Genomic DNA, 20,753 nt, shown 5'->3' on the forward strand with positions numbered 1-20,753 from the left:
GCGGCGCTCCCTTGTGCCGGGCGCCCCGTCCGCTAGGGTCCGGCGACAACGACAGCACGAGCAGACGGAGACCTCTCATGTCCTTCGACGATCCCATCGAGCGGCGCGGCACCCATTCGGCGAAGTGGGACATGATGGAGAAGGTCTACGGCGTCTCCCCGACGGACGGCATCCCGATGTGGGTCGCGGACATGGATTTCCGCCCGCCCGACTGCGTGCGCCGGGCGGTCGCCGACATGGCCGATCACGGGGTCTTCGGCTATTACGGCGATGACGCGTCCTACCGCGATGCGATCACTTGGTGGATGGGCGAGCGCCACGGCTGGACCGTCGATCCCGCGCACATCCTGACCACGCACGGCCTCGTCAACGGCACCGGCATCTGCGTCCAGAGCTTCACCGCTCCGGGGGATGCCGTCGTCCTGATGACGCCCGTGTATCACGCCTTCGCCCGCGTCATCGAAGCCGCGGGGCGCAGCGTCACCGAATGCGACATGACGCTGACGGATGGTCGCTACACCTTCGATACGGATCAGTGGGAGGCGACGCTGACCGGGCGGGAGACGATGTTCGTCCTCTGCTCCCCCCACAATCCCGGTGGCCGTGTCTGGACGGCGGAGGAACTGGAGGCCATCGCGGAGTTCTGCCGCAAGCATGACCTCATCCTGATCAGCGACGAGATCCACCACGACCTCGTCTTCCCCGGCCGGACGCACATCCCGATGGCCACGCTGCCGGGCATCGAGGACCGGCTGGTGACCATGACGGCGACCACCAAGACGTTCAACATCGCCGGCAGTCATACCGGCAACCTGATCGTCGCGGATGAGGCCCTGCGCGCCAAGCTCTCGGGCACGCTCGCCGGCCTCGGCCTCTCTCCCAACTCCTTCGGCCTGCACATGGCGGAAGCGGCCTACTCTCCGGAGGGCGCGGCCTGGGTCGACGAGCTGATCGCGTATCTCGACGGCAACCGGAAGATCTTCGACGCCGCCATCGCGGACATTCCCGGCCTCGCCTCGATGCCGCTCGAGGCAACCTATCTCGCCTGGGTGGATTTCGGCGGGGCTGGAATGAGCGCCGAAGAGGCCGCGTCCCGCGTCGAGGGTCAGGCCCGCATCGCGGCGAATCACGGACCGACCTTCGGCTCCGGCGGCGGCAGCTTCCTGCGGTTCAACTTCGCCACGCGCCGCGCCCTCGTCGAAGAGGCGGCGGAGCGGCTGAAGAGCGCGTTCTCGGACCTTCAGTAAGCCTTAGTAGCCAGGCAGAAGCCCCGCTGGCGGCTCCGGCGCATCGGCGAAATCGGCCGGCGGCGCGGTCATGGCGGTGGTGGAGGACTTGATCTCGAAGATGCGCTCTCCGTCCGCTTCGGCGCTGCTCATCACGAGCGCGCGCAAGACGTGGGCCTGTCCGTCATAGAGGTCGACATGGCCGCGCAGGCCGGGTGCCTCCGTCGCATCGAGGGAGAACCCGCCATCCCAATGGCGCAGGATCCTGAAGGTGCGGTCGCCTGCCTTCACCCGCATCCGGGAAGATTTGAGTGACCGCGCGCGCCGCGCCTCGTCGAGCCCGCGCAGGACTGCATCTGGAAGAATATCGTTCATGGCGTGACCTCCCCCCGAATTCGCGGCCCGCTCCGCCGCTACTCCCTTTGAAAATGCGCGCCATGATTTTTGAGTCAAGCTTCCACCTTCAAGTTTCATGGAAGGTTCACACGAGGGCGTAAACGTCGGGTAAATGATCGCGGTCAGCCGTCCAGGCCGCGGCCCATCGCGATCACCGCTGCGGCGGCCATCGCGGCCCCGCCCCGCCTGCCTCGCAGCGTGATGAAGTCGCAGCCCCTCGGCCGGGCCGCGAGCTCCGCCTTGCTTTCCGCGGCTCCGACGAACCCGGCCGGAAAGGCCAGGATGACGGCGGGCCGCGGCGCCCCTGAATCCAGCGCTTCGAGCAGCTTGAAGAGCGCCACCGGATCACTGCCGATGGCGACCACGGCGCCGCCGAGTTGGTCCGGCACTATGCCGGTTCGGGTCTGGGCCGTCGGAAGGCCGGCGCGGATCCCGGCCGCCACCATCTCGCAATCGCAGAAGACAGGCGCTTGGTCCGTCATCGCCGCTCTGCCCTGGGTCGCCGCACCGCCCGAGAAGGCGAGCCGGTCAGCCACTTCCGCCATGCCGCAAGCCTCGATCAGACGCACGACCACGGCCTGCATGTCGGCTCCGAAGTGTTCCAGGCGCGCCTCCGACCGTATCGCGGAAAAGCTCTTCGCCCGGATCGTCGCCGGATCGGTATCGTAGCGCCCGGCCACGCCCTCGGCGGGCCCCGGAATGGGCGCCGGCCGGTCGATGGCGGTCTGCAGGGCCGTCTCATGGCCCAGACCGAGGATGCTCGCCTCCTCCCGAAGGGCCTTCCGCGGTAGCTCGGCGCGCTCTTCCAGCATGCGCGCCAGCCGCCCTTCGAGATCCAGCCGCGCGAATCCGCGCGAGAGAGCGGCGACCTGCGCCGCATCGAGGGGCCTGCCCGTCAGCGCAGGCACCTTCACCATGGATGGGTAGATTTCCACGAAAACAGGAGCGAGATCCTCGCCCGCGCCGTTCGTCTTTCCCGAAATACCCCCGCCGGAGGCTCCCGCGGCCTCGGATAGCTCCCCCGCCAGCACCTCCTCGAACGGCCAGACGAGGGCGCCCATCTCCAGCCGGATACGCTCGAGCGCGGCGATTCCCGTCAGGGTCTGCCCGCCGACGGAGCCGATACCGTTCAGCTTCCAGACCTCCTGAGACCCGGTCGCGCGCGCCTCGGCGTGACGCAGGCGCGGCAACGGCCCGGCTTTCGGGCGTGTTCGCGGCAGCCCGTCCACATCGCGCTTGAGCCCGTTGCCCCAGAACGGCCCGTCTCCCTCGAATGCGCCGTTCAGACGCGCGGCGAAATCGAAGCGGTCGTTCGCGTTCGCGGGGCCGTCGGTCAGGCCTGCGGCGATGGCGGACCAGACGCCGCGCCAGTCCCCGCCGAACGGGGCCGCGAACCCTTCGGGGTAGCCGAGCGCGAAATCGAATCCCGCGAGGACGCGTCGGCCAGCGCGCCGTTCCTCCGCGATCATGGCGAGGATCCGGTCCGTCGCCTCCGCCCGCGTTGCGGGGTTCTCCAGCTCCGGCCGGACCTCGCCCGCTCTCAGGCGGGCGATCCAGATGCTGTCAGGCCCGGTACGAGGCTGCGCGGCAGCGGACCAGTCGACCATGAGGTAGGCGCCGAAGACCTGCACCGTGCCGGCTCTCCCGCCGGTCCGGCTCAAGCGCCCCGGTTGTCGGCGGTCTCCCTGGCTTCCTCGGCCTCCTCGGCGCGCCGCGCCTTCACTTCCCGCCAGACACCCCAGGCGAAGAGCGCGATCGCGATCCCGATGGCCGCGCCAGCGATCCAGTGGTCATGCCCGGCGGACGTTTCGGCGATATGCCCCGGATGGGCCCCGGCGGCGGTCGGCAGAAGGAGGGCGGCGGGAAGTGCGAGTGTCGTGCGAATCATGGCATCCTCTTGGAGCGAAGCCGCGGCGACGGGGGAGGTGTCACGCGTGCGCGCGGCGGGCCCGCCGATCTAACGACAAGTCCGTCGCGGTCGCAAACGGCTTCGTCCCCGTTCGGGCAGGCCTGCATGGATTAACTACCGTCATCGGCGCACTTGCCCAGACATTGCCCGATTGCGAGCATCAAAAGGTCCGGGGTGACGTAGAGACAGGGGGCGTAGCTGCTAAGGCTTCCCTCGGTGCCGCGTCGTTATAGCCCCCACCCAGTGCGCGGCGCCGAGGACTTCCCTCCGGGACGTCAGTTCAGCTGGAAGTGCAGCGGATAGATCCCGTCCTCGAGGTCCCCGAAGAGCTCGGGCAGGTCGGGATGGTCGACGGGTTCGCCGGAATTGTCCGGCTCCAGATTCTGCTCCGAGACATAGGCCACGTAGTAGCTCTGATCGTTCTCAGCGAGCAGGTGGTAGAAGGGCTGTTCCTTCTTCGGACGGTTGTCCTCGGGAATCGAGTCGTACCAGTCCTCGGTGTTCGAGAATTCGGGGTCCACGTCGAAGACCACACCGCGGAAAGGATGCTTGCGATGCCGGACGATCTGCCCGAGATGATATTTCGCGCGGCTGTGTTCCATCGTGCCCTTCTGCACCGGTTGCTGTTGATGTTTATTAAACCGGTTCAATAATTCGACCACGTTTGGCGGCCGAAAACAATGTGCTTGCGCGGTTCGACGCGCGACCGTCAAAATCGTGAGCGAGCAGGGCGTTCCAAAGTGCGATGTTTGGCGCTAAGCTCACCGGCAATCACAAACGGACGATGCCCGTCCAACGAGGCGGGCCAACGAGCGGGCAGACATGAAACTTCTTCCGATGCTGACGATACTCGCAGCGCTCGTCCTGACGGGCTGCGCTGGCGACAAGACACCACCGAGCCGGCTGGACAACGCCTGTGCAATCGTCGCCGAGCGCCCCGCCTACCTGAGGGCCATGCGTGCGACGCAGCGCAAATGGGGCGTTCCGGTCTATGTCCAGATGGCCGTGATCCACCAGGAAAGCAAGTTCGACGGCGATGCCCGGACGCCCTACCAGTGGGCGCTCGGCGTGATCCCGATGGGACGGCAAAGCTCGGCCTACGGCTACAGCCAGGCGCTGGACGGAACGTGGGACGAGTACCGCGAAGAGGAGCGGCGGCGTCGGGCCAAGCGCGACAAGATCCAGGACGCGACGGACTTCATGGGCTGGTACATGAACAAGACCGTGCAGCGGAACGGCATCCCCCTGACCGACGCGCGCAACCAGTATCTCGCCTACCACGAGGGCCATTCGGGCTTCCGCCGCGGGACCTACAACAGCAAGGGCTGGCTCGTGGGCGTAGCGGACAAGGTCCAGTCCCGCGCCTACATGTATCGCGGTCAGCTCGCCTCCTGCGGCAAGCTCTGATCCGGTGAATGCACGCGGCTGCCCTTGGGCGGCCGCATCGCTCTTCGGCTCGTCCCGGCGCGGGGGCCGGAGGCCGCGTCAGGCGGGCCGGGTCGGATGAAAGAGGCCGCCGGGCGAGAGGGTGAAGATCTCCGCGCCGTCCGACGTAATCCCGATGGAATGCTCGAACTGCGCCGACAGGGACTTGTCCCGCGTCACCGCGGTCCAGTCGTCCGCCAGAACCTTGGTTTCCGGGCGGCCGAGGTTCACCATCGGCTCGATCGTGAAGAACATGCCTTCCTCGAGCACGGGACCGACGCCGGCTCGCCCGTAATGCAGCACGTTCGGCGGGGCGTGGAACACGCGGCCGAGGCCGTGGCCGCAGAAGTCGCGAACCACGGACATGCGATGCCCCTCGACGAAGGTCTGGATCGCGTGACCGATATCGCCGAAGGTATTGCCTGGCCGTGCCGCTTCGATCCCGATCATCAGCGCATCATGGGTGATCTGGATCAGCCGCTCCGCCTTCCGGGACAGCTTGCCCGCGACGTACATCCGGCTCGTGTCGCCATACCAGCCGTCCACGATCACGGTCACGTCGACGTTCAGGATATCCCCGTCCTTCAGCTTTTTGTCGCCCGGAATGCCGTGACAGACGACATGGTTGAGCGAAATGCAGGAGGCGTGCTGATAGCCCTTGTAGCCGATCGTGGCCGAGGTCGCTCCGGCGTCCTCGATCATGCCGCGGATCGCGTCGTCGATGGCACCGGTGGTCTGGCCCGGTTCGATCATCGGGGCGATGCGGTCGAGGATGTCGGCGGCAAGGCGACCGGCCGCATGCATCCCGGCGAAATCCTCTGGCGCGTAAAGGCGGATGCCGTCCTTCGTCAGTGTCGTGCGGAGATCGTCCACGCCGGGCCTCGTCGGTGCTGATTGGTCGGTGGCAAGATAAGGCCGCGGTCCGCAGATTGCCAGCCGACAGCGCAGGCCTCAGCGCTCGACGGGGAGGGCGGGGCCGAACTCGACCCCTTCGGGGGTGATCGCCGTGCCATGGCAGAGCATCTCCACCCCCGCATCGCGCGCCCGGTCGAACGCGGCGCCGTAGCCGGGATCTATGTCCCGGGCGAGGGCCATGGCGTCGCAATCCGTTCGCTGCACGATGTAGAGCATCACGGCGCGGGCGCCCGCCCTGGCAAGGGCCGCAAGCTCGTCCAGATGCCGGGCGCCCCGCGCCGTGACGCAGTCTGGAAACTCCGCCAGCGTTCCGTCCCGCGAGAGGTGCACGTTCTTCACCTCCACCCACGCGTCCGGCAGGCCCGGCTCGGACAGCAGGAAGTCGATCCGGCTCTTCTCCCCGGTCCGGACTTCGGGCCGCACCCCCGTATAGGCGGCAAGCGCTGGAACGGCTCCGGCCATCAGGGCTTCCTTCGCCACACGGTTCGGCACGGCGGTGTCGATCCCGGCCCAGTGCCCGCCTGGAAGCTCGACGAGGCGCCAGCCGTGGGACAGTTTCGCCGCGGGGTTTCGGTTCGGCTCCAGCCAGACGCGCATCCCTTCGCCCGCAAGCCCGGTCATCGCGCCCGGATTGGGACAGTGGGCTGTGATCACCTCCCCCGTCTCCTCGAGGCGCACGTCCGCGAGGAAGCGCTTGTAGCGGCGGATCAGGCGGGCGGGGACGAGGGGGCTTTGAAAGCGCATGATGCGCGCCCTATACCTCTGCGGGGCCGACACGCCAATCGGCGCCAGACCAAGAGGGAGCTTTCGTCATGGCCAATCCGCGCGCTGCAATGCTGGTCATCGGGGACGAAATCCTCTCCGGCCGGACCCGCGATTCGAACATGCACCATCTCGCAGGGGAGTTGACCGCCCGCGGGATCGATCTTGTCGAGGCACGCACGGTGCCTGACGTGCACGACACGATCCGCGACTCCGTCCGCGCGCTGTCGGACGCCCATGACATCGTCTTCACCTCGGGCGGCATCGGTCCGACCCATGACGACATCACCGCCGATGCCGTGGCCGATGCGTTCGGCGCGGCGATCGACGTGCGCGAGGATGCCCGTGCGATCCTCGCGGCCCATTACGACGCGCGGGGGACCGAGCTGAACGAGGCGCGTCTGCGGATGGCCCGCATCCCGGACGGCGCCGCGCTGATCGAGAACCCCGTCTCCGCCGCGCCCGGCTTCATCCTGCGCAATGTTCACGTGATGGCCGGCGTCCCTGCCATCTTCCAGGCGATGCTCGCCTCGGTCCTGCCCGGCCTGACGGGCGGTGCGCCGCTGATGTCCCAGTCCCTGCGGATCTATCGCGGCGAGGGGGATATCGCCGGGCCCTTGCGGAAGATGGCGACGGAACATCCGGATCTCTCCTTCGGCTCGTATCCCTTTCAGAAGGACGGCGTGCACGGCGCGCAGGTCGTCGTGCGCGGAACCGATGCGGGACAGATCGCCGATGCGATGACGTGGCTGTCCGATACGTTCGGCGGCGACACCGAATGAACACGGGTGCCCTCTGGCGCGCGGCGGCGGCGACCTGGCCTCCCGCCCGGGTGCTGGAGGTCGAGGGCTGGCAGGTGGCGGACGGGCAGGGCGGCGGCAAGCGGGTCTCTTCGGCGCGGCCCCTCGCCCCCGGTGCCGTGCCGGAGCTTGCCGCGATGGAGCGTGCACAGGGCGCGCTCGGACAGAGGCCCCTCGTGCAGGTGAGGGACGGAGAGGATGCGCTCGATGCCGTGCTGGAGGCTGCCGGTTACTCGGTCGTGGACCCGACGCGCCTTCTCGTTGCCGATGTCGCGGCGCTGCCGACGGACGGCGAGCCGGACGGGCGTTACATCATCGAAGATGCGCCGCTGCCGCGCCAGCGCGAGATCTGGGCCGACGGCGGGATAGGAGCGGCGCGCCTTGCCGTCATGGCCCGCGCCGCCTCTCCCCGTGCCAGCCTGATGGGGCGGGTGGAGGACGACGTGGCCGGCACAGCCCACATCGCCGCCGCCGAGGGCATCGCCGTGGTTCATGCACTGGAAGTCGCTCACGAGTATCGCCGTCGCGGTGTCGCCGCACAGATCATGGAAGCCGCCGCGATCTGGGCCGAGGAGCAGGGGGCCGAACGGCTCGCCGTCCTCGTCACCTGTGCCAACGGCCCGGCGAATGCGCTCTACGAGGGGCTCGGGATGACCGAAGCGGGGCATTATCACTACCGGATCAAGCCAGCGGCCTGACCCCGGCCAGCTGCTTGGGGGAGGAGCTCATGACCCACATCGCCGCGCTGCTCCGCGCCGCTCTCCGGACGGACGTCTAGGCGGGCGTCGCGCCCTCCGCGAGCCGGGTGGCGACTGCGAGGGCCCGCGCGCTCGCCTGTGCGAGGCCGGGTAGCACCATCCATTCGAGCGCCCAGGCGCTTCCGGAGCGCTCCTGCTCGTGACGAAGCGCGTGATGAAGTGCGGGAAGCTGCGTCGCGGCGTAGCCCGCCAGGGTGATCAGGAGTTCCGCATCCACCGGGTTTCGCTTGTGCGGCATGCCGGAGGAGGCTCCGCCGCCGGGCAGCGCGATGTCCGAGATTCCCTGCTGCGCCATCAGGCAGATATCCGTGCCGATCTTGCCGCAGCTTCCCGCGATCATGGACAGAAGCCCGCCATACTCGGCGATCCCGTCCCGCTCGGTATGCCAGCAGGGCCCGCCCGCGAGGCCGAGGGCGTCCGCGACATGCCGGGCCATCGTCTCCGCATCCGGTTCCAGCTCCTGACGATCGCCGACGACGCCGCCGACCTGGACGATCTCGACCCTCGGGCGAAGATCCGCAAGCCGCGCGCGATGGCGGGCAAACGGCTGGGCCCAGGCCGCGATCCGGTGCCCCGCCCGGATCGGGATCGCCGCCTGCATCCGTGTCCGTCCCATGATTTCGGCCTCACCGAACCGGTCCGCGAGGCCTGAAAGGGCGGCGTCCAGCTCGCAAAGGCGCTGGTCCAGCAAAACCGACATGTCCTTCAGCGTGAGGGCGAGGGCGCTGTCCATCACGTCCTGCGAGGTCGCGCCCCGATGCACGCCATCCTCCGCGGAGCCGGCAGCCTCCCTCAAAGCGCGGGTAAGGGCAGGCACGGGCACGCCGTCCAGCGCGACGCCCTCGCGGATCGCCGCGACATCCGGCGTCCAGCTCTCCACCGCCGCCGCCGCACGCTCCGCCACATCGGGGGACACGCGTCCGCAGGCGCCGAGCGCACGGGACCAGGCGGCCTCGAAGGCCAGCATGTGCGACATCTGCCGCTCGCCGGACCAGATCTCCGCCGACGCCGCATCGCCGAAGAAGCTGCCGAGCCAAGGATGGCCGAAGATCTCGCTCACGCCAGTCGCCCGTAGGTCCGCTGCACGAGATCCGCCACGCGCTCCGGGCTCTCGATGGAGGGCAGGTGGCCAACCCCGTCCAGCTCTTCGTACGTCGCGCCGGGGATCGCATCTGCCAGCGCACGCACGAGGGCGGGGGGCGTCGCAATGTCCGCGCCACCGGCGATGCAGAGCGTCGGCACGGCGATCTCTGCCGCCCGGCCGGACAGGTCGGTGTCCCGTATCGCCTCGCAGGCGGCGGCGTAGCCGGCCTTCGGCGTGCGGGTCAGCATGGCACGATACCCCTCCACCTCGTCGGGATTGGACGTCCGGAACCCGTCCGAGAACCATCGAGACAGGACGCCGTCTGCCATCCCCTCCAACCCGCTCGTTTCGAGAGCGTCGAGCCGGGCGGTCCAGCTTTCCGGGTCGCCGATACGCAGACCGGTATTCGACAGGACGAGTCCGCCCACGAGGTCCGGGCGCCGAAGCGCCAGCGTCTGCGCGATCAGCCCGCCGATGGACACGCCGCAGACCAGCGCGTCCGCCATGGCGCAGCGATCCATGAGGGCGGCGACATCCTCGGCAAACGTCTCCATCGTCGCCGGCGCGGTCTCGCTCAGGCCATGTCCGCGCTTGTCGAGAAAGAGGAGAGGGATGTCCTTCGGCAGACGACCCGCGGCGCTCTCCCAGATCCGATGATCGGTGCCGAGCGAGTTGAGGAAGACCACGCCTCGCCCTGTCCCCTCGCGATGGAGGTAGTGAAGGACCGCTCCGTTCACCCGCGCGAAGCTCATCGGGCCAGTCCCAGAATCGCGCGCGCTTCGGCAGGGGTGGCGACGCTGCGTCCCGCCTCGGCCACGATCCCCGCGGCGCGCGCCACGAGGGCGGCGTTCGACGGGGCGAGGGTCTCCCTGTCCATCCGGATGTTGTCCTCCAGCCCGGTTCTGAGATGCCCGCCCGCTTCGGCGGCCCAGCGGTTCAGCTCGGCCTGATGCCGCCCGATCCCGGCGGCGCACCACGGAGCGTCCCCGAAGAGTTCCCTCACCGTGTCCACGTAGAAGTCGAAGACGCGGCGGTCGGCCGGCATCGCGTTCTGCACGCCCATGACGAACTGGACATAAGGGGTGCCCTCGATCTCCCCCCGGTCGGCCATCGCCCGGGCCTGGTAGATGTGGCTGAGGTCGAAGGCTTCGATTTCGGGCTTCACGCCGTAGGTGCGCATCTCGCCGGCGAGCCACTCCACGAGGTCGGGCGGGTTCTCGTAGACGCGGGTCGGAAAGTTGTTCGACCCGACGGAGAGGGAGGCCATGTCCGGTTTCAGGGGCAGCATTCCGCCCCTAGCCCGCCCCGCGCCGGAGCGGCCTCCTGTGGACAGCTGGACGATCATGCCGGGGCAATGCGTCTCGATCCCCTCCTTCAGGCGGGCGAAGCGCTCGGGGTCCGAGGTCGGCTTTCCGTCGTCGTCCCTGACATGGCAGTGCGCGATGGTGGCCCCGGCCTCGAACGCCGCGTGGGTGCTCTCGATCTGCTCGGGAACGGTGATCGGCACGGCCGGATTGTCGGCCTTCGTGGGCAGGGACCCGGTGATCGCGACGCAGATGATGGCGGGGTGTGCGGAGCCCTCTGTCACAGATCCACTCCCATGTCCTTGTACGTGTCCTTGGCGATCTTCAGCGCGTGGTTGGCCCGCGGCACGCCCGCGTAGACCGCGACGTGCTGCAGGGCCTCGCGGATGTCTTCCGGGCTCGCTCCGGTGCGTGCGGTCGCGCGGACATGCATGGCGACCTCGTCGAAGTTTCCGAGCGCCGCGAGGAGCGCGATCGTCAGCATCGAGCGCTCCCGTCGGCTGATCCCGTCCGACGCCCAGACGGTGCCCCAGGCGCCTTCGGTGATCATGTCCTGAAAGGGCGCGTCGAACGGCGTCTTCGCCGCTTCCGCGCGGTCCACATGGGCGTCGCCCAGAACCTCGCGCCGGACCTTCATCCCGCTATCCCGTCGCTCGCTCACGGCGTCGCTCCCCTCGTCTGACAGGCCTTGGCTAAGCGTGGAGAACGACCGAGGCAAGCTCGGCGGCCAATTCGCGCCGACCCTTTCACCCATGCCGTGAGCGGCGACAATTCGGCTCGCTCTGGCCGTTCGCCCGACCTCGTTGGGGGCGTCCTTCCGGCGGGAACGAGGGGGGACGCTCCTTTCAGCTGAGGCGGCCGGCTCGGCACCACCATTCGGGATGCGCCGCGCCGAGGGAGGTGGCGGCGGCGTCGGCGTCCTCTTGCCCGGCGAACAGTCCGAAGCAGGTCGCGCCGGAGCCGGACATGCGCGCCAGAAGGCAGCCGGGCCGGACCGTCAGCGCTGCGAGCACCTCCCTGATCTCGGGCGCGAGCGACAGGGCGGGGGCTTCGAGATCGTTGCGTCCGTCCGACAGCCAGTCCGCGAGCTCCGCGGCCGAAGTCCAGGCGGGCAGCGCGTCCATCGCCGCATTGTCCCGATTCTCGAGCGCTCCGAAGACCTCGGGCGTCGAGACGGCGCAGCCGGGATTGACGAGGACGGCGTGAACTTCGGGTAACGGGGGCAGCGTCTCGATCTCCTCCCCGATGCCGCGCATCCGGAGCGCGCGGGCTTCGAGGCAGGCCGGAACGTCGGCGCCGAGCGTGAGGATCTCGTCCGGGCCCGGCAGCGGAACGGACCAGAGGGCCGACAGCGCAGACAGCGTTGCCGCCGCATCTGAGGATCCGCCGCCGATGCCCGAGGCGGGGGGCAGGTCCTTCGTGAGGGTGATCGCGGCGCCGGCCGTCGGCGCTCGCGCCGCCATCAGGTCTGCCGCGCGCAGCACGAGATTGTCCCCACCCGAAGGGACGGAGTCCGCAAACGCACCTCTGACGGCGAAGGACAGGCCCGGCGCGTCCGCGACCTCTACCCTGTCCCCCACCGTAGAGAAGGCGACAAGCGAATCGAGAAGGTGGTAGCCGTCATCCCGGCGGCCGGTGACGTGCAGCGTCAGGTTGATCTTGGCCGGGGCGCGGCGCTCAATCCTCGCCATCGGCCATGTCGAGCGGGTCCGCGCCTTCTTCCTCCAGCACCTCGTCGAGGCCGACCTCGAGCTTGCGGCGGATGCGCTCCGCCTCATCGGGGTCGGGATCGAAGGACAGGGCGCGATGCCACTGGAACTGCGCCTCGATCTCCCGCCCGACGGCCCAGTACACGTCCCCGAGGTGGTCGTTGATGATCGGATCCACCGGGGTCAGGGCGGCGGCGCGCTCCATGTGGCCGACGGCCTCGTCATACCGGCCGAGGCGGAAGAGGCCCCAGCCGAGGCTGTCGGTGATGTAGCCGTCCTCCGGCCGCGCGGCGACGGCCTCCTCGATCATGTCCATCGCCTCGTCGAGGTTCTCGTTCTTCTCGATGTAGGAATATCCGAGATAGTTGAGGACCTGCGGCTGACCGGGGTTCAGCTCCAGCGCCATGCGGAAATCGGGCTCCGCGGAGGCGAAATCGTCGATCCGCTCGTAGGAAATGGCGCGCGCGTAATAGACGATCCAGTGGGCGGGCTCCGGCTCGCCGAACAGCTCGATCGCGCGGTCGTAGGCCTCGACCGCCTCCGCGTAGCGCTCCTCGCTGCGAAGCGAGTCCCCCAGCGTCACCCAGACGGGGGGCTGGTCGCCGCGGGCTTCGGACAGCTGCTCCAGCACCTCGATGGCCGCATCTGTCTTGCCTTGCGCCGACAGCGCGGCCGCGCGCCCGATTTCGGCAGCGTGAAAGGCCGGATCGTCGCGCGGGACGCGGTCATATGCTGCGGTGGCCAGCGCGTGGCGGTCCTGCGCTTCGAGGAGGGCGGCGCTGAGCAGGATCGCGTCGACGTGATCGGGGCGGAGGAATTCCGCAATGCGGGTGTAGAGCAGGGTGTAACTGTCCGTCGCCTCGCCGTTGAGCGCGCCGGCAACGGTATAGAAGACCTCGGCCAGTCCGTCCTTCGCATCCCCGATAAGGGTGAACGGCACCGTATCGCCGCTGTCGAGCCTCGACCGGAGCTCTGCCAGGCCGGGGTCGAGATCGTCGCCGAAACCGCTGTCGATCAGTTCGATCGCGTCCGCGTTCCGTCCGAGCTGGCTCAGGATCTGAGCCTGTGCCATCGCGCCGCGGCGGGTCAGGCGCAGCGGGCTGCCCGACTCGCCGGACAGGATGGTCTGCGCCGCTTCGAAGTCGCCGATCACGGCAAGGGCGAGCGCCTTGTGGTAGAGGCCGAAGGATTGCAGTCCGGTGGTCGATGCCGCCTCGTCGAAGGCCGGGAGTGCCGCGTCCGTGTCACCGGTCCCGATGTCCGCCCACGCGGTGACGAGCCCGTCCACGAGCGGCCCGACCGTCGCGCCGTCCGCGATCGCTGCGAGGGCGCCCTCGTAATCCTCGTCGCCGAGCTGTTCGGTCAGCAGGATCATGCTGGAGATCTGGCTGTCGGTGCCGCTGTCCTGAAGTTTGCGCGCGAGCGGCACGGCCCGGTCCACCTGCCCCAGGCCGACATAGGCGAGCATCGCGTTCTCGATCAGCTCGGCATTGCCGGGATCGCGGGTCAGGGCGCGGGTGTAATAGGTGGCCGCGGCCTCGAAATCGCTGAAGGCGCTGGCATGGCGCGCGGCGAGATAGGCGCCGGCAAGGCCTCGATCCTCCTGTGCGGAGATCGGCAGTGCGGAAAGACCGAGCGCGGCGGCGACGAGCACGGAGCGAAGGCGAGACGCGGAAGACATTGGCACGGAATACCGGTCCTTTGACGAACAAATCGGGGCTGAGCGTAGCCCCGCACCCGTTGCGAGACAACAACGGGCCGGTCCGGGCGGTTCGGTTCGCACGAAATGGTGACGATGGGCGGGGGCGTTTCAAGCACAAGCGCGTCTCGGAAAGCCGCCCCCCGGGCAAAAGGGCCGGGCGGGCGGCGCCGGGTCACATCCCCGAGTAGTTCGGCCCGTCGCCGCCCTGGGGCACGGTCCAGACGATGTTCTGCCGCGGATCCTTGATGTCGCAGGTCTTGCAGTGGATGCAGTTCTGGAAGTTGATGACGAAGCGGGGATCCGCGCCGTCCTCCTCCACGAACTCGTAGACGCCTGCGGGACAATACCGTGCCGAGGGGCCGGCATAGACCGGGAGGTTCACCTTCACCGGGAGCGCGGGATCCTTCAGCTTGAGATGGCAGGGCTGGCTTTCCTCGTGGTTCGTCGCGGTGAAGCTGACGGAGGTGAGCCGGTCGAAGGAGAGCTTGCCATCGGGTCTGGGATACTCGATCGGCGCGAAGTCCTTCGCCTCGCCCGTGCATTCGGCATCGGACTTGCCGTGCTTCAGCGTGCCGAAGATGCCGCCGCCGAAGATGTTGTTCAGCCACATGTCGACGCCGCCGAGCGCGAGGCCGCCCGCGAGACCGTAGCGGGACCACAGCGGCTTCACGTTGCGCACGCGGCGGAGATCCTTGCCGACGGGGCCGTCCCGAAGCTCAGTGTCGTACGCCGTCAGTTCGTCGCCCTCGCGACCTTCCTTCAGCGCGGCATGGGCCGCCTCGGCCGCCGCCTTGCCCGAGAGCATGGCGTTGTGGTTGCCCTTGATCCGCGGGACGTTCACGAGACCGACGCCGCATCCGAGGATCGCCCCGCCCGGGAAGACCGCCTTCGGCATGGACTGGAACCCGCCTTCCGAGATCGCGCGTCCGCCGTAGGAGATGCGCTTGCCGCCTTCCAGGAGCTCGGCCACCATCGGGTGATGCTTGAAGCGCTGGAACTCCATGTAGGGATAGAGATGGGGGTTGGCGTAATTCAGGTGGACGACGAAGCCGATCAGGATCTTGTTGCCCGGCGCGTGGTAGATGAATGAGCCGCCGCCGGCGTTCTTCCCGAGCGGCCAGCCCATCGTGTGGACGACGCGGCCCTCGTGGTGCTTCTCGGGGGGGATCTCCCAGATCTCCTTCATCCCGAGGCCGAACTTCTGGGGGTCGCGGCCGTCCTGAAGGCCGAACTTTGCCATGGCCTCCTTCGTGAGGGACCCGCGCACGCCCTCGGCCAGCATGACGTACTTGCCGTTGAGGACCATGCCGGGCTCGTAGCCCTCGCCGGGCGTGCCGTCCGGGTTGCGGCCGAACTCGCCGGCGACGACGCCGGTGACCCGACCGTCCTCGCCGTAGACCAGCTCCGAGCACGACATGCCCGGGAAGACCTCGACCTCCAGCGCCTCGGCCTGCTCCGCCATCCAGGCGCAGACCTCGCCCATGGAGACGATGTAGTTGCCGTGGTTGCTCATCAGAGGGGGCATCGCGATGTTCGGGACGCGCAGCTTGCCCCCCTCACCGAGGACGTAGAAGTGATCCTGCGTCACCTCCGTCTTGATCGGCGCGCCCTTCTCCCGCCAGTCGGGGATCAGTGCATCGAGGCCCGAGGGGTCCAGGACGGCGCCGGACAGGATATGGGCGCCGACTTCCGAGCCTTTTTCCAGCACCACGACGGACAGCTCGGGGTCCAGCTGTTTCAGGCGGATCGCGGCGGATAGACCGGCTGGTCCCGCTCCCACGATCACCACGTCGTAGTCCATGGACTCGCGTTCGATGTCGGCCATTCGTTCCTCCAGCTTGCGTTGCCCGCATTCTTTTCTGTTAACCCGCGCAATGGCAAACGGGTTCGCACGAGACGTTGCGCTCCGGGCGATGGGTCCCCTGCTTGACTTTGCGCCTCTGCCGCACTTGATGGACGAAAGCTGCCCACGCTCCGGGCCGGACGATCCGGCCCGCGGCGTCCCGCAACCGAACGATGAAGGGGCATGATGGAAAAGATACCGATGACGCGCGGGGGCTACAGCAGCCTCGACGCCGAACTGAAGCACCTGAAGCAGACCGAGCGTCCGGCCATCATCCGAGCGATCGCGGAAGCGCGCGAGCATGGCGATCTGTCCGAGAACGCCGAGTACCACTCCGCCCGCGAGAAGCAGTCATTCATCGAGGGCCGCATCAAAGAGCTGGAGGGCACGCTGTCCGCCGCTGAGGTGATCGACCCGACGAAGCTCTCGGGCTCCATCAAGTTCGGTGCGACCGTCACCATCGTCGACGAAGACACCGATGAGGAGAAGACCTACCAGATCGTCGGCGAGCCCGAAGCGGATCTGGAGCGGGGCCTTCTGAACGTCCGCTCCCCCATCGCCCGTGCCCTGATCGGCAAGGAGGAGGGCGACAGCGTCGACGTCGCCACGCCTGGCGGCGGGAAGAGCTACGAAGTCCTCACGATCAAGTACATCTAAGCCTCCGGACGTCGGAGGCAGAGCGCAGCCGGGTGCGGCGCGGAGGGCGACATGGCAGCCAGCAACGCGAGTTCCGAACGCGGCAGCGCCAACCCTGCGCGGCCCCAGGCTGCATCGCATCGGTCAGCGCCGGCGCACTGGATTGCACGGCTCGATCGGGCGGACTGGATCGCGTGCGGCGTCTCGGCCGTGTGGATCGTGGTGTCGCTGATCGCGCTCGTTCTGATGCCGCGCGATGCCGCCGCGGGAGCGGCCGGCGCTGTCATGACGGTGCTGGCGATCGCGATGCCCGTCGCGTTGATCTGGGTTCTGGCGATCTCGGCGCGCAATGCCCGGATCGTACGTGCCGAGGCGCGGCGGTTGGCGGCCGGCGTGGATGCACTCCATCGTGCCTACCTGAAGCAGTCCCCGGCCCGAAGCGGCGAGGACCCCCAGATCGCGGATACCGGGATTGCCGAGCGACTGGAGGCTCTGGCCGAGGGCCAGGAGAAGCTGGCGGAGGCGCTGGAGGCCATCCGCCGCGCGCCACCGCCATCTGCGCCAGTCGAGGCGCCGAAGCCGGCTGCGACGGCGTCCGTAAGGGCACAGCCGCCCGCCGCGTCCCAGCCGCCCCGTCATCGAGGGCCGGCGCGCGGCGTCTCTCCCGTCCGGGAACCGCAGCAGACCGCGCTCGCGCTCGGAACACCGCCCGCGCCTTCGGAGCCGATCTCCGCCGCCGACTTCGTTCTTGCGCTGAATTTCCCCGAAGATGCCGAGGATACCGAAGGGTTTCGCGCCCTCCGCCGCGCCCTGCGGGATCGTGACAGTTCCGGCCTCGTGCGCGCCGCGCAGGACGTGCTGACGCTCCTGTCCGAGGACGGGATCTACATGGACGATCTGTCGCCCGACCGTGCCCGGCCCGAGATCTGGCGCCGGTTCGCGGAGGGCGAGCGCGGACGCGCGATCGCAGCGCTCGGCGGGATCCGGGACCGGGAGGCACTTGCGCAGGCGGCCGGTCGCGCCCGTCAGGACCCGATCTTTCGCGATGCGACCCACCACTTCCTGCGCAAGTTCGACCACACCGTGTCGGCTTGGACTAAAGAGGCGAGCGACGAGGAGATCGCGGCGCTGGCCGAGACCCGGTCCGCCCGCGCCTTCATGCTGCTCGGCCGGATCTCCGGCACGTTCGACTAGAGGTCCCGCGTCATCCGCAGAAACGCGGGCACGCCGAGAACGGGGCCGAGAAGGCCGGCCGATTTGCGCCCGCGATCGATGAAACCTTCGCGCCGGTAGAGATCCCGCGCCCGGACGTTCCACTCCGCCACGTCGAGCCCGACGCGGGACAGGTTCCGCGCCCGCGCCTCTTTCATCGTGGCTGCGATCAGCTCGGTCCCCGCTCCACGGCCGCGCATGGACGGGCGCACGAAGAGGCCGTCGATCAAGAGCTCGCCCGGCGCGGCCGGACGGTCCGTCATGTCGAGAAGCGGCCCACGCCAAAGCGCGCCGAAGCGTCCGTAATGCCGTGCGAGATCGAGCGCGGTGGCCGACAGAAGCCCGCCCCTGGTATCCTTCAGCCCCGCGATCCCGATGAGCGCGCCGCCGGGCGCCTCCCGCGCGGAGAGGGCGAAGCGGGGATCGAGCGCGCTTGCGATGAAGGGCAGGGCATTCGCTTTCGGAGACAGGAGGCGATCGAGCTTCCGGCCGAACGCATCCCAGAACATCGCGGCGACCTCGGCCCGCTCGCTGCCCGCAAAGCCCGGCTCGACGATCACGAGGCGCTCCCCTCGGCCAGCATCTTCTCGGCGCGGGCGAGATCCTCGGGGCGATTGATGTTGAGAAACGCGTCCTCATCCGGAAACGCGCAGATCGCGGCGCCCTCTGCCAGCGCCCATGCCCCGAGCCTGCGCTCGCCTGCGATCAGGGCGTCCCTCAGGGCGCCGGCCAGCGAGACGGGCCAGAGCGCGCAGGCGGGATGATGACGGAGGGGCGCGCCGGCGGCGGCGATGGCGAAGGGGCCGGACGCCGCGAGCCGCGCGCCGAGATCCGGGGGAAAGAAGGGGGTGTCGACCGCGACCGTCAGCACCGACGTCCTGCCTTGCCGCGCCGCCTCTTCCAGTCCCGCGAGCACCCCGGCGAGGGGGCCGAGACCGCCCGGGAGGGGGTCGGGCAGAACGCCCAGGCCGCCGAACCGTGCAGGATCGCCCCCCGCGGACACGGCCAGCGCGCCCGTCTGCGGTGCGAGGCGCGTCGCCGCGTGGGCGAGCAGTGTCCGCCCGCCCAGTTGGAGAAGCGCCTTGTCCGCGCCGCCCATCCGGCGGCCGCCGCCACCTGCGAGGATCAGTCCGAGCCGCGTCACATCCGTCCCATGTTGCAAGCCCCCCGCAGCTGGCCTAAGCGCGTTTGCATGAGCCTGTCAAAGCCCCAGCGTTCCGCGTTCGTCGACGGCCTCAGGGCCGGCGCCCCGCATCTTCTGGTCATCGCGCCCTTCGGCATCCTCTTCGGCGTCGTGGCGACGGAGACCGGATTGCCTCTGGCACAGGTCATGGGGTTCACGGTCTTCATCGTTGCCGGCGCCGCGCAGTTCACCGCGCTTCAGCTCCTGAACGACGGCGCGCCGCTCCTGATCATCATCGCGACGGCCCTGGCGGTAAACCTGCGCATGGCGATGTATTCCGCCGGGCTCGTGCCGCACTTCGGATCGCTTCCGCTGAGGACGCGGGCGGTGGCGGCGTATCTGTGCATCGATCAGAGCTTCGCGGCCTCCGCCTACCAGTACGAGCAGCATCCCGAGATGACCGCGAGGGAGAAGGCGGCGTTCTTCTTCGGCGTCGCGCTCTGTCTCGTGCCGGTCTGGTACGGCTCGACCTTGGCGGGCGCGCTTGCCGGGCAGGGCATTCCGGACAGCTTCGCGCTCGATTTCGCCCTGCCGATCACCTTCATCGCCCTGATCGCACCCGCGCTGCGGACCCGGCCGCACGTCGCTGCGGCGGTGTCAGCCATCGTGCTGTCGCTGCTCCTCAGGGGCCTGCCTTACAATACCGGGCTCCTCGTCGCCGGCATCGCCGCGATGATGGTTGGGGCGGAAACGGAGCGGCGACTGGCCCCCGCGGAGAGAGCGTCGTGAGCGGGCTCGAGGGCACGATGCCGGCGGATGCGCCGGTCTGGACCGTGATCCTCGTGGTCGGCTTAGGAACGTGGCTGCTGCGATTCTCGTTCACGGGTCTCATCGGGGACCGCCCGCTGCCCGGCTGGATCCTGAGGCACCTGCGCTACACGGCCGTCGCCGTGATCCCGGCCCTGATCGCGCCACTGGTGTTCTTCCCGGCCGCCGGCGGCGGCGCACCGGAGCCCGCGCGTCTCATAGCCGCCATCGCCGCCACGGCAGTGGGCATCGCCCTGCGCAGCGTGCTCGGCTCCATCCTCGCGGGGTTCGCCGTTCTCTACGCGATGCTCTGGCTTCTGGGGTAGAGGGACGGCGGTCCCTCCGGCCGTGATCAGCCGGGGACGTATCTGAGCGCGCCGCGATTGTCCTCGCTGTCGTCGTAGATCCGCGTCGTGACGACGCCCGGAACATCGGCGAATTGCCTCATCAGGTTCCTCGGGAAGAACGTCGAGTTGATGCTCTCGAAGCCGGGGATCTGTTTGAGGATGCCGGAGGTCGCGGAGGCGCAATAGGCCTTGGGCGCGGCGCCGTTCTCCTCGATCAGGCGCAATGCGATGGCGGCCTGCTCGGGCGTGACCTGCACCTCCTGCTTGACGACATGGTGCGTCTGCCGGGCGTGGTAGTCGATGTAGATCTCTTCCGCCCGCGGGGTCATGCCGTAATGCACATCGTTGCGCTCGGGCAGCGCGGGGGACTTGAAGGTGCCCGCCGGGTCGAAGATCGCGCGCTGGTCCGCACTCACCATGAAACCGGTATGCGCGCCCTCGTTGGAGCGGTTGTTGATGACGGTGAAGAGCGTCAGCGTCTTGGGGCCGGGATGCGTGTAGGCCGCGCGCTGCACCTCGGGCGCGGGCGCCCAGACCGGTTCCGCGCCGCAAGCGGCGAGGGCGAGCGGAAGAAGCAGCGCAGCGAGGAGGCGGCGGGCGGCGGGGGCGAGCCTCGCCATGCAGGGCGCCATCATCCGTTCAGCAGATAGAGCAGGATGAGAAGGACGACGATGACCGTGGCGGCATAGCTCACGATCCGGACGAAGCCTTCGAAGGTCCTCTCCTGATCGGTGATGTCCATGGTTCCCGGTTCGTGCTTGTGTTCCGCCATGCCCAGTCCTCGGCCCGCAAGTG

General features: G+C 68.8%; 25 protein-coding genes. 8 read left to right on the forward strand and 17 right to left on the reverse strand.

Translation table 11 applies throughout. The features are described 5' to 3' along the window. Positions 1–77 precede the first annotated feature (77 nt). Positions 78–1,247 carry a MalY/PatB family protein gene (locus DQG15_RS10480; protein WP_116085073.1) on the forward strand — a complete coding sequence of 390 codons (1,170 nt, stop codon included), beginning with the start codon at positions 78–80 and terminating at the stop codon, positions 1,245–1,247. A gap of 3 nt (positions 1,248–1,250) precedes the next feature. Here the strand turns inward: DQG15_RS10480 and DQG15_RS10485 are convergent, their stop codons facing one another. From DQG15_RS10485 to hspQ, 4 genes are all read right to left on the reverse strand, one after another. After that, on the reverse strand, positions 1,251–1,601 hold the full coding sequence (locus tag DQG15_RS10485; protein ID WP_116085074.1) for a hypothetical protein: 351 nt from the start codon (positions 1,599–1,601) through the stop codon (positions 1,251–1,253). A gap of 143 nt (positions 1,602–1,744) precedes the next feature. Continuing rightward, complete coding sequence (locus DQG15_RS18610; protein ID WP_232830825.1) at positions 1,745–2,302, reverse strand: precorrin-8X methylmutase; 558 nt, start codon at positions 2,300–2,302, stop codon at positions 1,745–1,747. A gap of 977 nt (positions 2,303–3,279) precedes the next feature. Next, on the reverse strand, positions 3,280–3,510 hold the full coding sequence (locus tag DQG15_RS10495) for a DUF6732 family protein (protein WP_116085076.1): 231 nt from the start codon (positions 3,508–3,510) through the stop codon (positions 3,280–3,282). 296 nt (positions 3,511–3,806) lie between these two features. After that, positions 3,807–4,133 (reverse strand): heat shock protein HspQ, encoded by a 327-nt coding sequence (gene hspQ, locus DQG15_RS10500; RefSeq protein ID WP_116085078.1) that lies wholly within the window; start codon positions 4,131–4,133, stop codon positions 3,807–3,809. A 235-nt stretch (positions 4,134–4,368) separates the two neighbouring features. Between hspQ and DQG15_RS10505 the strand changes: the two genes are divergently transcribed. After that, positions 4,369–4,938: a transglycosylase SLT domain-containing protein gene (locus tag DQG15_RS10505; RefSeq protein ID WP_116085578.1), complete on the forward strand. Its 570-nt coding sequence runs from the start codon at positions 4,369–4,371 to the stop codon at positions 4,936–4,938. 78 nt (positions 4,939–5,016) lie between these two features. Here DQG15_RS10505 and map read toward each other — a convergent pair whose 3' ends face one another. Continuing rightward, complete coding sequence (gene map, locus DQG15_RS10510) at positions 5,017–5,829, reverse strand: type I methionyl aminopeptidase (protein ID WP_116085079.1); 813 nt, start codon at positions 5,827–5,829, stop codon at positions 5,017–5,019. A 78-nt stretch (positions 5,830–5,907) separates the two neighbouring features. Beyond that, a complete protein-coding gene (sfsA, locus tag DQG15_RS10515) occupies positions 5,908–6,615 on the reverse strand; it encodes a DNA/RNA nuclease SfsA (protein ID WP_116085081.1) in 708 nt (235 codons plus the stop codon). 68 nt (positions 6,616–6,683) lie between these two features. On the opposite strand from sfsA, the gene DQG15_RS10520 reads away from it, so the two are divergent. Together DQG15_RS10520 and DQG15_RS10525 are read left to right on the forward strand one after the other, a co-directional pair. Then, a complete protein-coding gene (locus tag DQG15_RS10520; protein WP_116085083.1) occupies positions 6,684–7,415 on the forward strand; it encodes a molybdopterin-binding protein in 732 nt (243 codons plus the stop codon). Then, positions 7,412–8,131 carry an N-acetyltransferase gene (locus tag DQG15_RS10525; protein WP_116085085.1) on the forward strand — a complete coding sequence of 240 codons (720 nt, stop codon included), beginning with the start codon at positions 7,412–7,414 and terminating at the stop codon, positions 8,129–8,131. Before DQG15_RS10520 ends, DQG15_RS10525 begins: the two co-directional genes overlap by 4 nt. Positions 8,132–8,207: 76 nt before the next feature. Here the strand turns inward: DQG15_RS10525 and DQG15_RS10530 are convergent, their stop codons facing one another. From DQG15_RS10530 to DQG15_RS10560, 7 genes are all read right to left on the reverse strand, one after another. Continuing rightward, the gene (locus DQG15_RS10530; RefSeq protein ID WP_116085087.1) at positions 8,208–9,251 is read right to left on the reverse strand and encodes a 3-carboxy-cis,cis-muconate cycloisomerase; all 1,044 of its coding nucleotides are present in this window, start codon (positions 9,249–9,251) and stop codon (positions 8,208–8,210) included. Beyond that, positions 9,248–10,027, reverse strand: coding sequence for a 3-oxoadipate enol-lactonase (pcaD, locus tag DQG15_RS10535; protein WP_116085088.1), 780 nt, complete (start codon positions 10,025–10,027; stop codon positions 9,248–9,250). The genes DQG15_RS10530 and pcaD overlap by 4 nt, the downstream gene beginning before the upstream one ends. After that, positions 10,024–10,863 carry a 3-keto-5-aminohexanoate cleavage protein gene (locus DQG15_RS10540; protein ID WP_116085090.1) on the reverse strand — a complete coding sequence of 280 codons (840 nt, stop codon included), beginning with the start codon at positions 10,861–10,863 and terminating at the stop codon, positions 10,024–10,026. The genes pcaD and DQG15_RS10540 overlap by 4 nt, the downstream gene beginning before the upstream one ends. Then, positions 10,860–11,240, reverse strand: coding sequence for a 4-carboxymuconolactone decarboxylase (gene pcaC / locus DQG15_RS10545; RefSeq protein WP_116085092.1), 381 nt, complete (start codon positions 11,238–11,240; stop codon positions 10,860–10,862). Before pcaC ends, DQG15_RS10540 begins: the two co-directional genes overlap by 4 nt. A 184-nt stretch (positions 11,241–11,424) precedes the next feature. Further along, entirely contained in the window at positions 11,425–12,270 is an 846-nt protein-coding gene (locus DQG15_RS10550) for a 4-(cytidine 5'-diphospho)-2-C-methyl-D-erythritol kinase (protein ID WP_116085094.1), read from the reverse strand. After that, positions 12,257–13,969 carry a tetratricopeptide repeat protein gene (locus tag DQG15_RS10555; RefSeq protein WP_116085096.1) on the reverse strand — a complete coding sequence of 571 codons (1,713 nt, stop codon included), beginning with the start codon at positions 13,967–13,969 and terminating at the stop codon, positions 12,257–12,259. The genes DQG15_RS10550 and DQG15_RS10555 overlap by 14 nt, the downstream gene beginning before the upstream one ends. A 193-nt stretch (positions 13,970–14,162) precedes the next feature. Further along, positions 14,163–15,815: an electron transfer flavoprotein-ubiquinone oxidoreductase gene (locus DQG15_RS10560; protein ID WP_116085097.1), complete on the reverse strand. Its 1,653-nt coding sequence runs from the start codon at positions 15,813–15,815 to the stop codon at positions 14,163–14,165. A 204-nt stretch (positions 15,816–16,019) separates the two neighbouring features. Here DQG15_RS10560 and greA point away from each other — a divergent pair, with 204 nt between their 5' ends. Continuing rightward, entirely contained in the window at positions 16,020–16,490 is a 471-nt protein-coding gene (gene greA, locus DQG15_RS10565; protein ID WP_116085580.1) for a transcription elongation factor GreA, read from the forward strand. A 51-nt stretch (positions 16,491–16,541) separates the two neighbouring features. Beyond that, the gene (locus DQG15_RS10570) at positions 16,542–17,663 is read left to right on the forward strand and encodes a hypothetical protein (protein ID WP_116085099.1); all 1,122 of its coding nucleotides are present in this window, start codon (positions 16,542–16,544) and stop codon (positions 17,661–17,663) included. Here DQG15_RS10570 and DQG15_RS10575 read toward each other — a convergent pair. Further along, on the reverse strand, positions 17,660–18,241 hold the full coding sequence (locus DQG15_RS10575) for an N-acetyltransferase (RefSeq protein ID WP_116085100.1): 582 nt from the start codon (positions 18,239–18,241) through the stop codon (positions 17,660–17,662). The genes DQG15_RS10570 and DQG15_RS10575 overlap by 4 nt on opposite strands. Then, the gene (gene mobA / locus DQG15_RS10580) at positions 18,238–18,825 is read right to left on the reverse strand and encodes a molybdenum cofactor guanylyltransferase MobA (RefSeq protein ID WP_116085102.1); all 588 of its coding nucleotides are present in this window, start codon (positions 18,823–18,825) and stop codon (positions 18,238–18,240) included. The genes DQG15_RS10575 and mobA overlap by 4 nt, the downstream gene beginning before the upstream one ends. A gap of 48 nt (positions 18,826–18,873) precedes the next feature. Between mobA and DQG15_RS10585 the strand changes: the two genes are divergently transcribed. Then, a complete protein-coding gene (locus DQG15_RS10585) occupies positions 18,874–19,593 on the forward strand; it encodes an AzlC family ABC transporter permease (RefSeq protein WP_116085104.1) in 720 nt (239 codons plus the stop codon). Next, positions 19,590–19,937, forward strand: a complete 348-nt coding sequence (locus DQG15_RS10590) for an AzlD domain-containing protein (protein ID WP_370454178.1) — start codon at positions 19,590–19,592, stop codon at positions 19,935–19,937. Before DQG15_RS10585 ends, DQG15_RS10590 begins: the two co-directional genes overlap by 4 nt. 26 nt (positions 19,938–19,963) lie before the next feature. Here DQG15_RS10590 and DQG15_RS10595 read toward each other — a convergent pair whose 3' ends face one another. Together DQG15_RS10595 and DQG15_RS10600 are read right to left on the reverse strand one after the other, a co-directional pair. Next, a complete protein-coding gene (locus DQG15_RS10595) occupies positions 19,964–20,578 on the reverse strand; it encodes a hypothetical protein (RefSeq protein ID WP_116085583.1) in 615 nt (204 codons plus the stop codon). A gap of 11 nt (positions 20,579–20,589) precedes the next feature. Next, positions 20,590–20,730: an aa3-type cytochrome c oxidase subunit IV gene (locus tag DQG15_RS10600; protein WP_116085105.1), complete on the reverse strand. Its 141-nt coding sequence runs from the start codon at positions 20,728–20,730 to the stop codon at positions 20,590–20,592. Between the last annotated feature and the right edge of the window lie 23 nt (positions 20,731–20,753).

Source organism: Tropicimonas sp. IMCC34011 (assembly GCF_003390865.1).
Lineage (GTDB): Bacteria > Pseudomonadota > Alphaproteobacteria > Rhodobacterales > Rhodobacteraceae > Tropicimonas_B.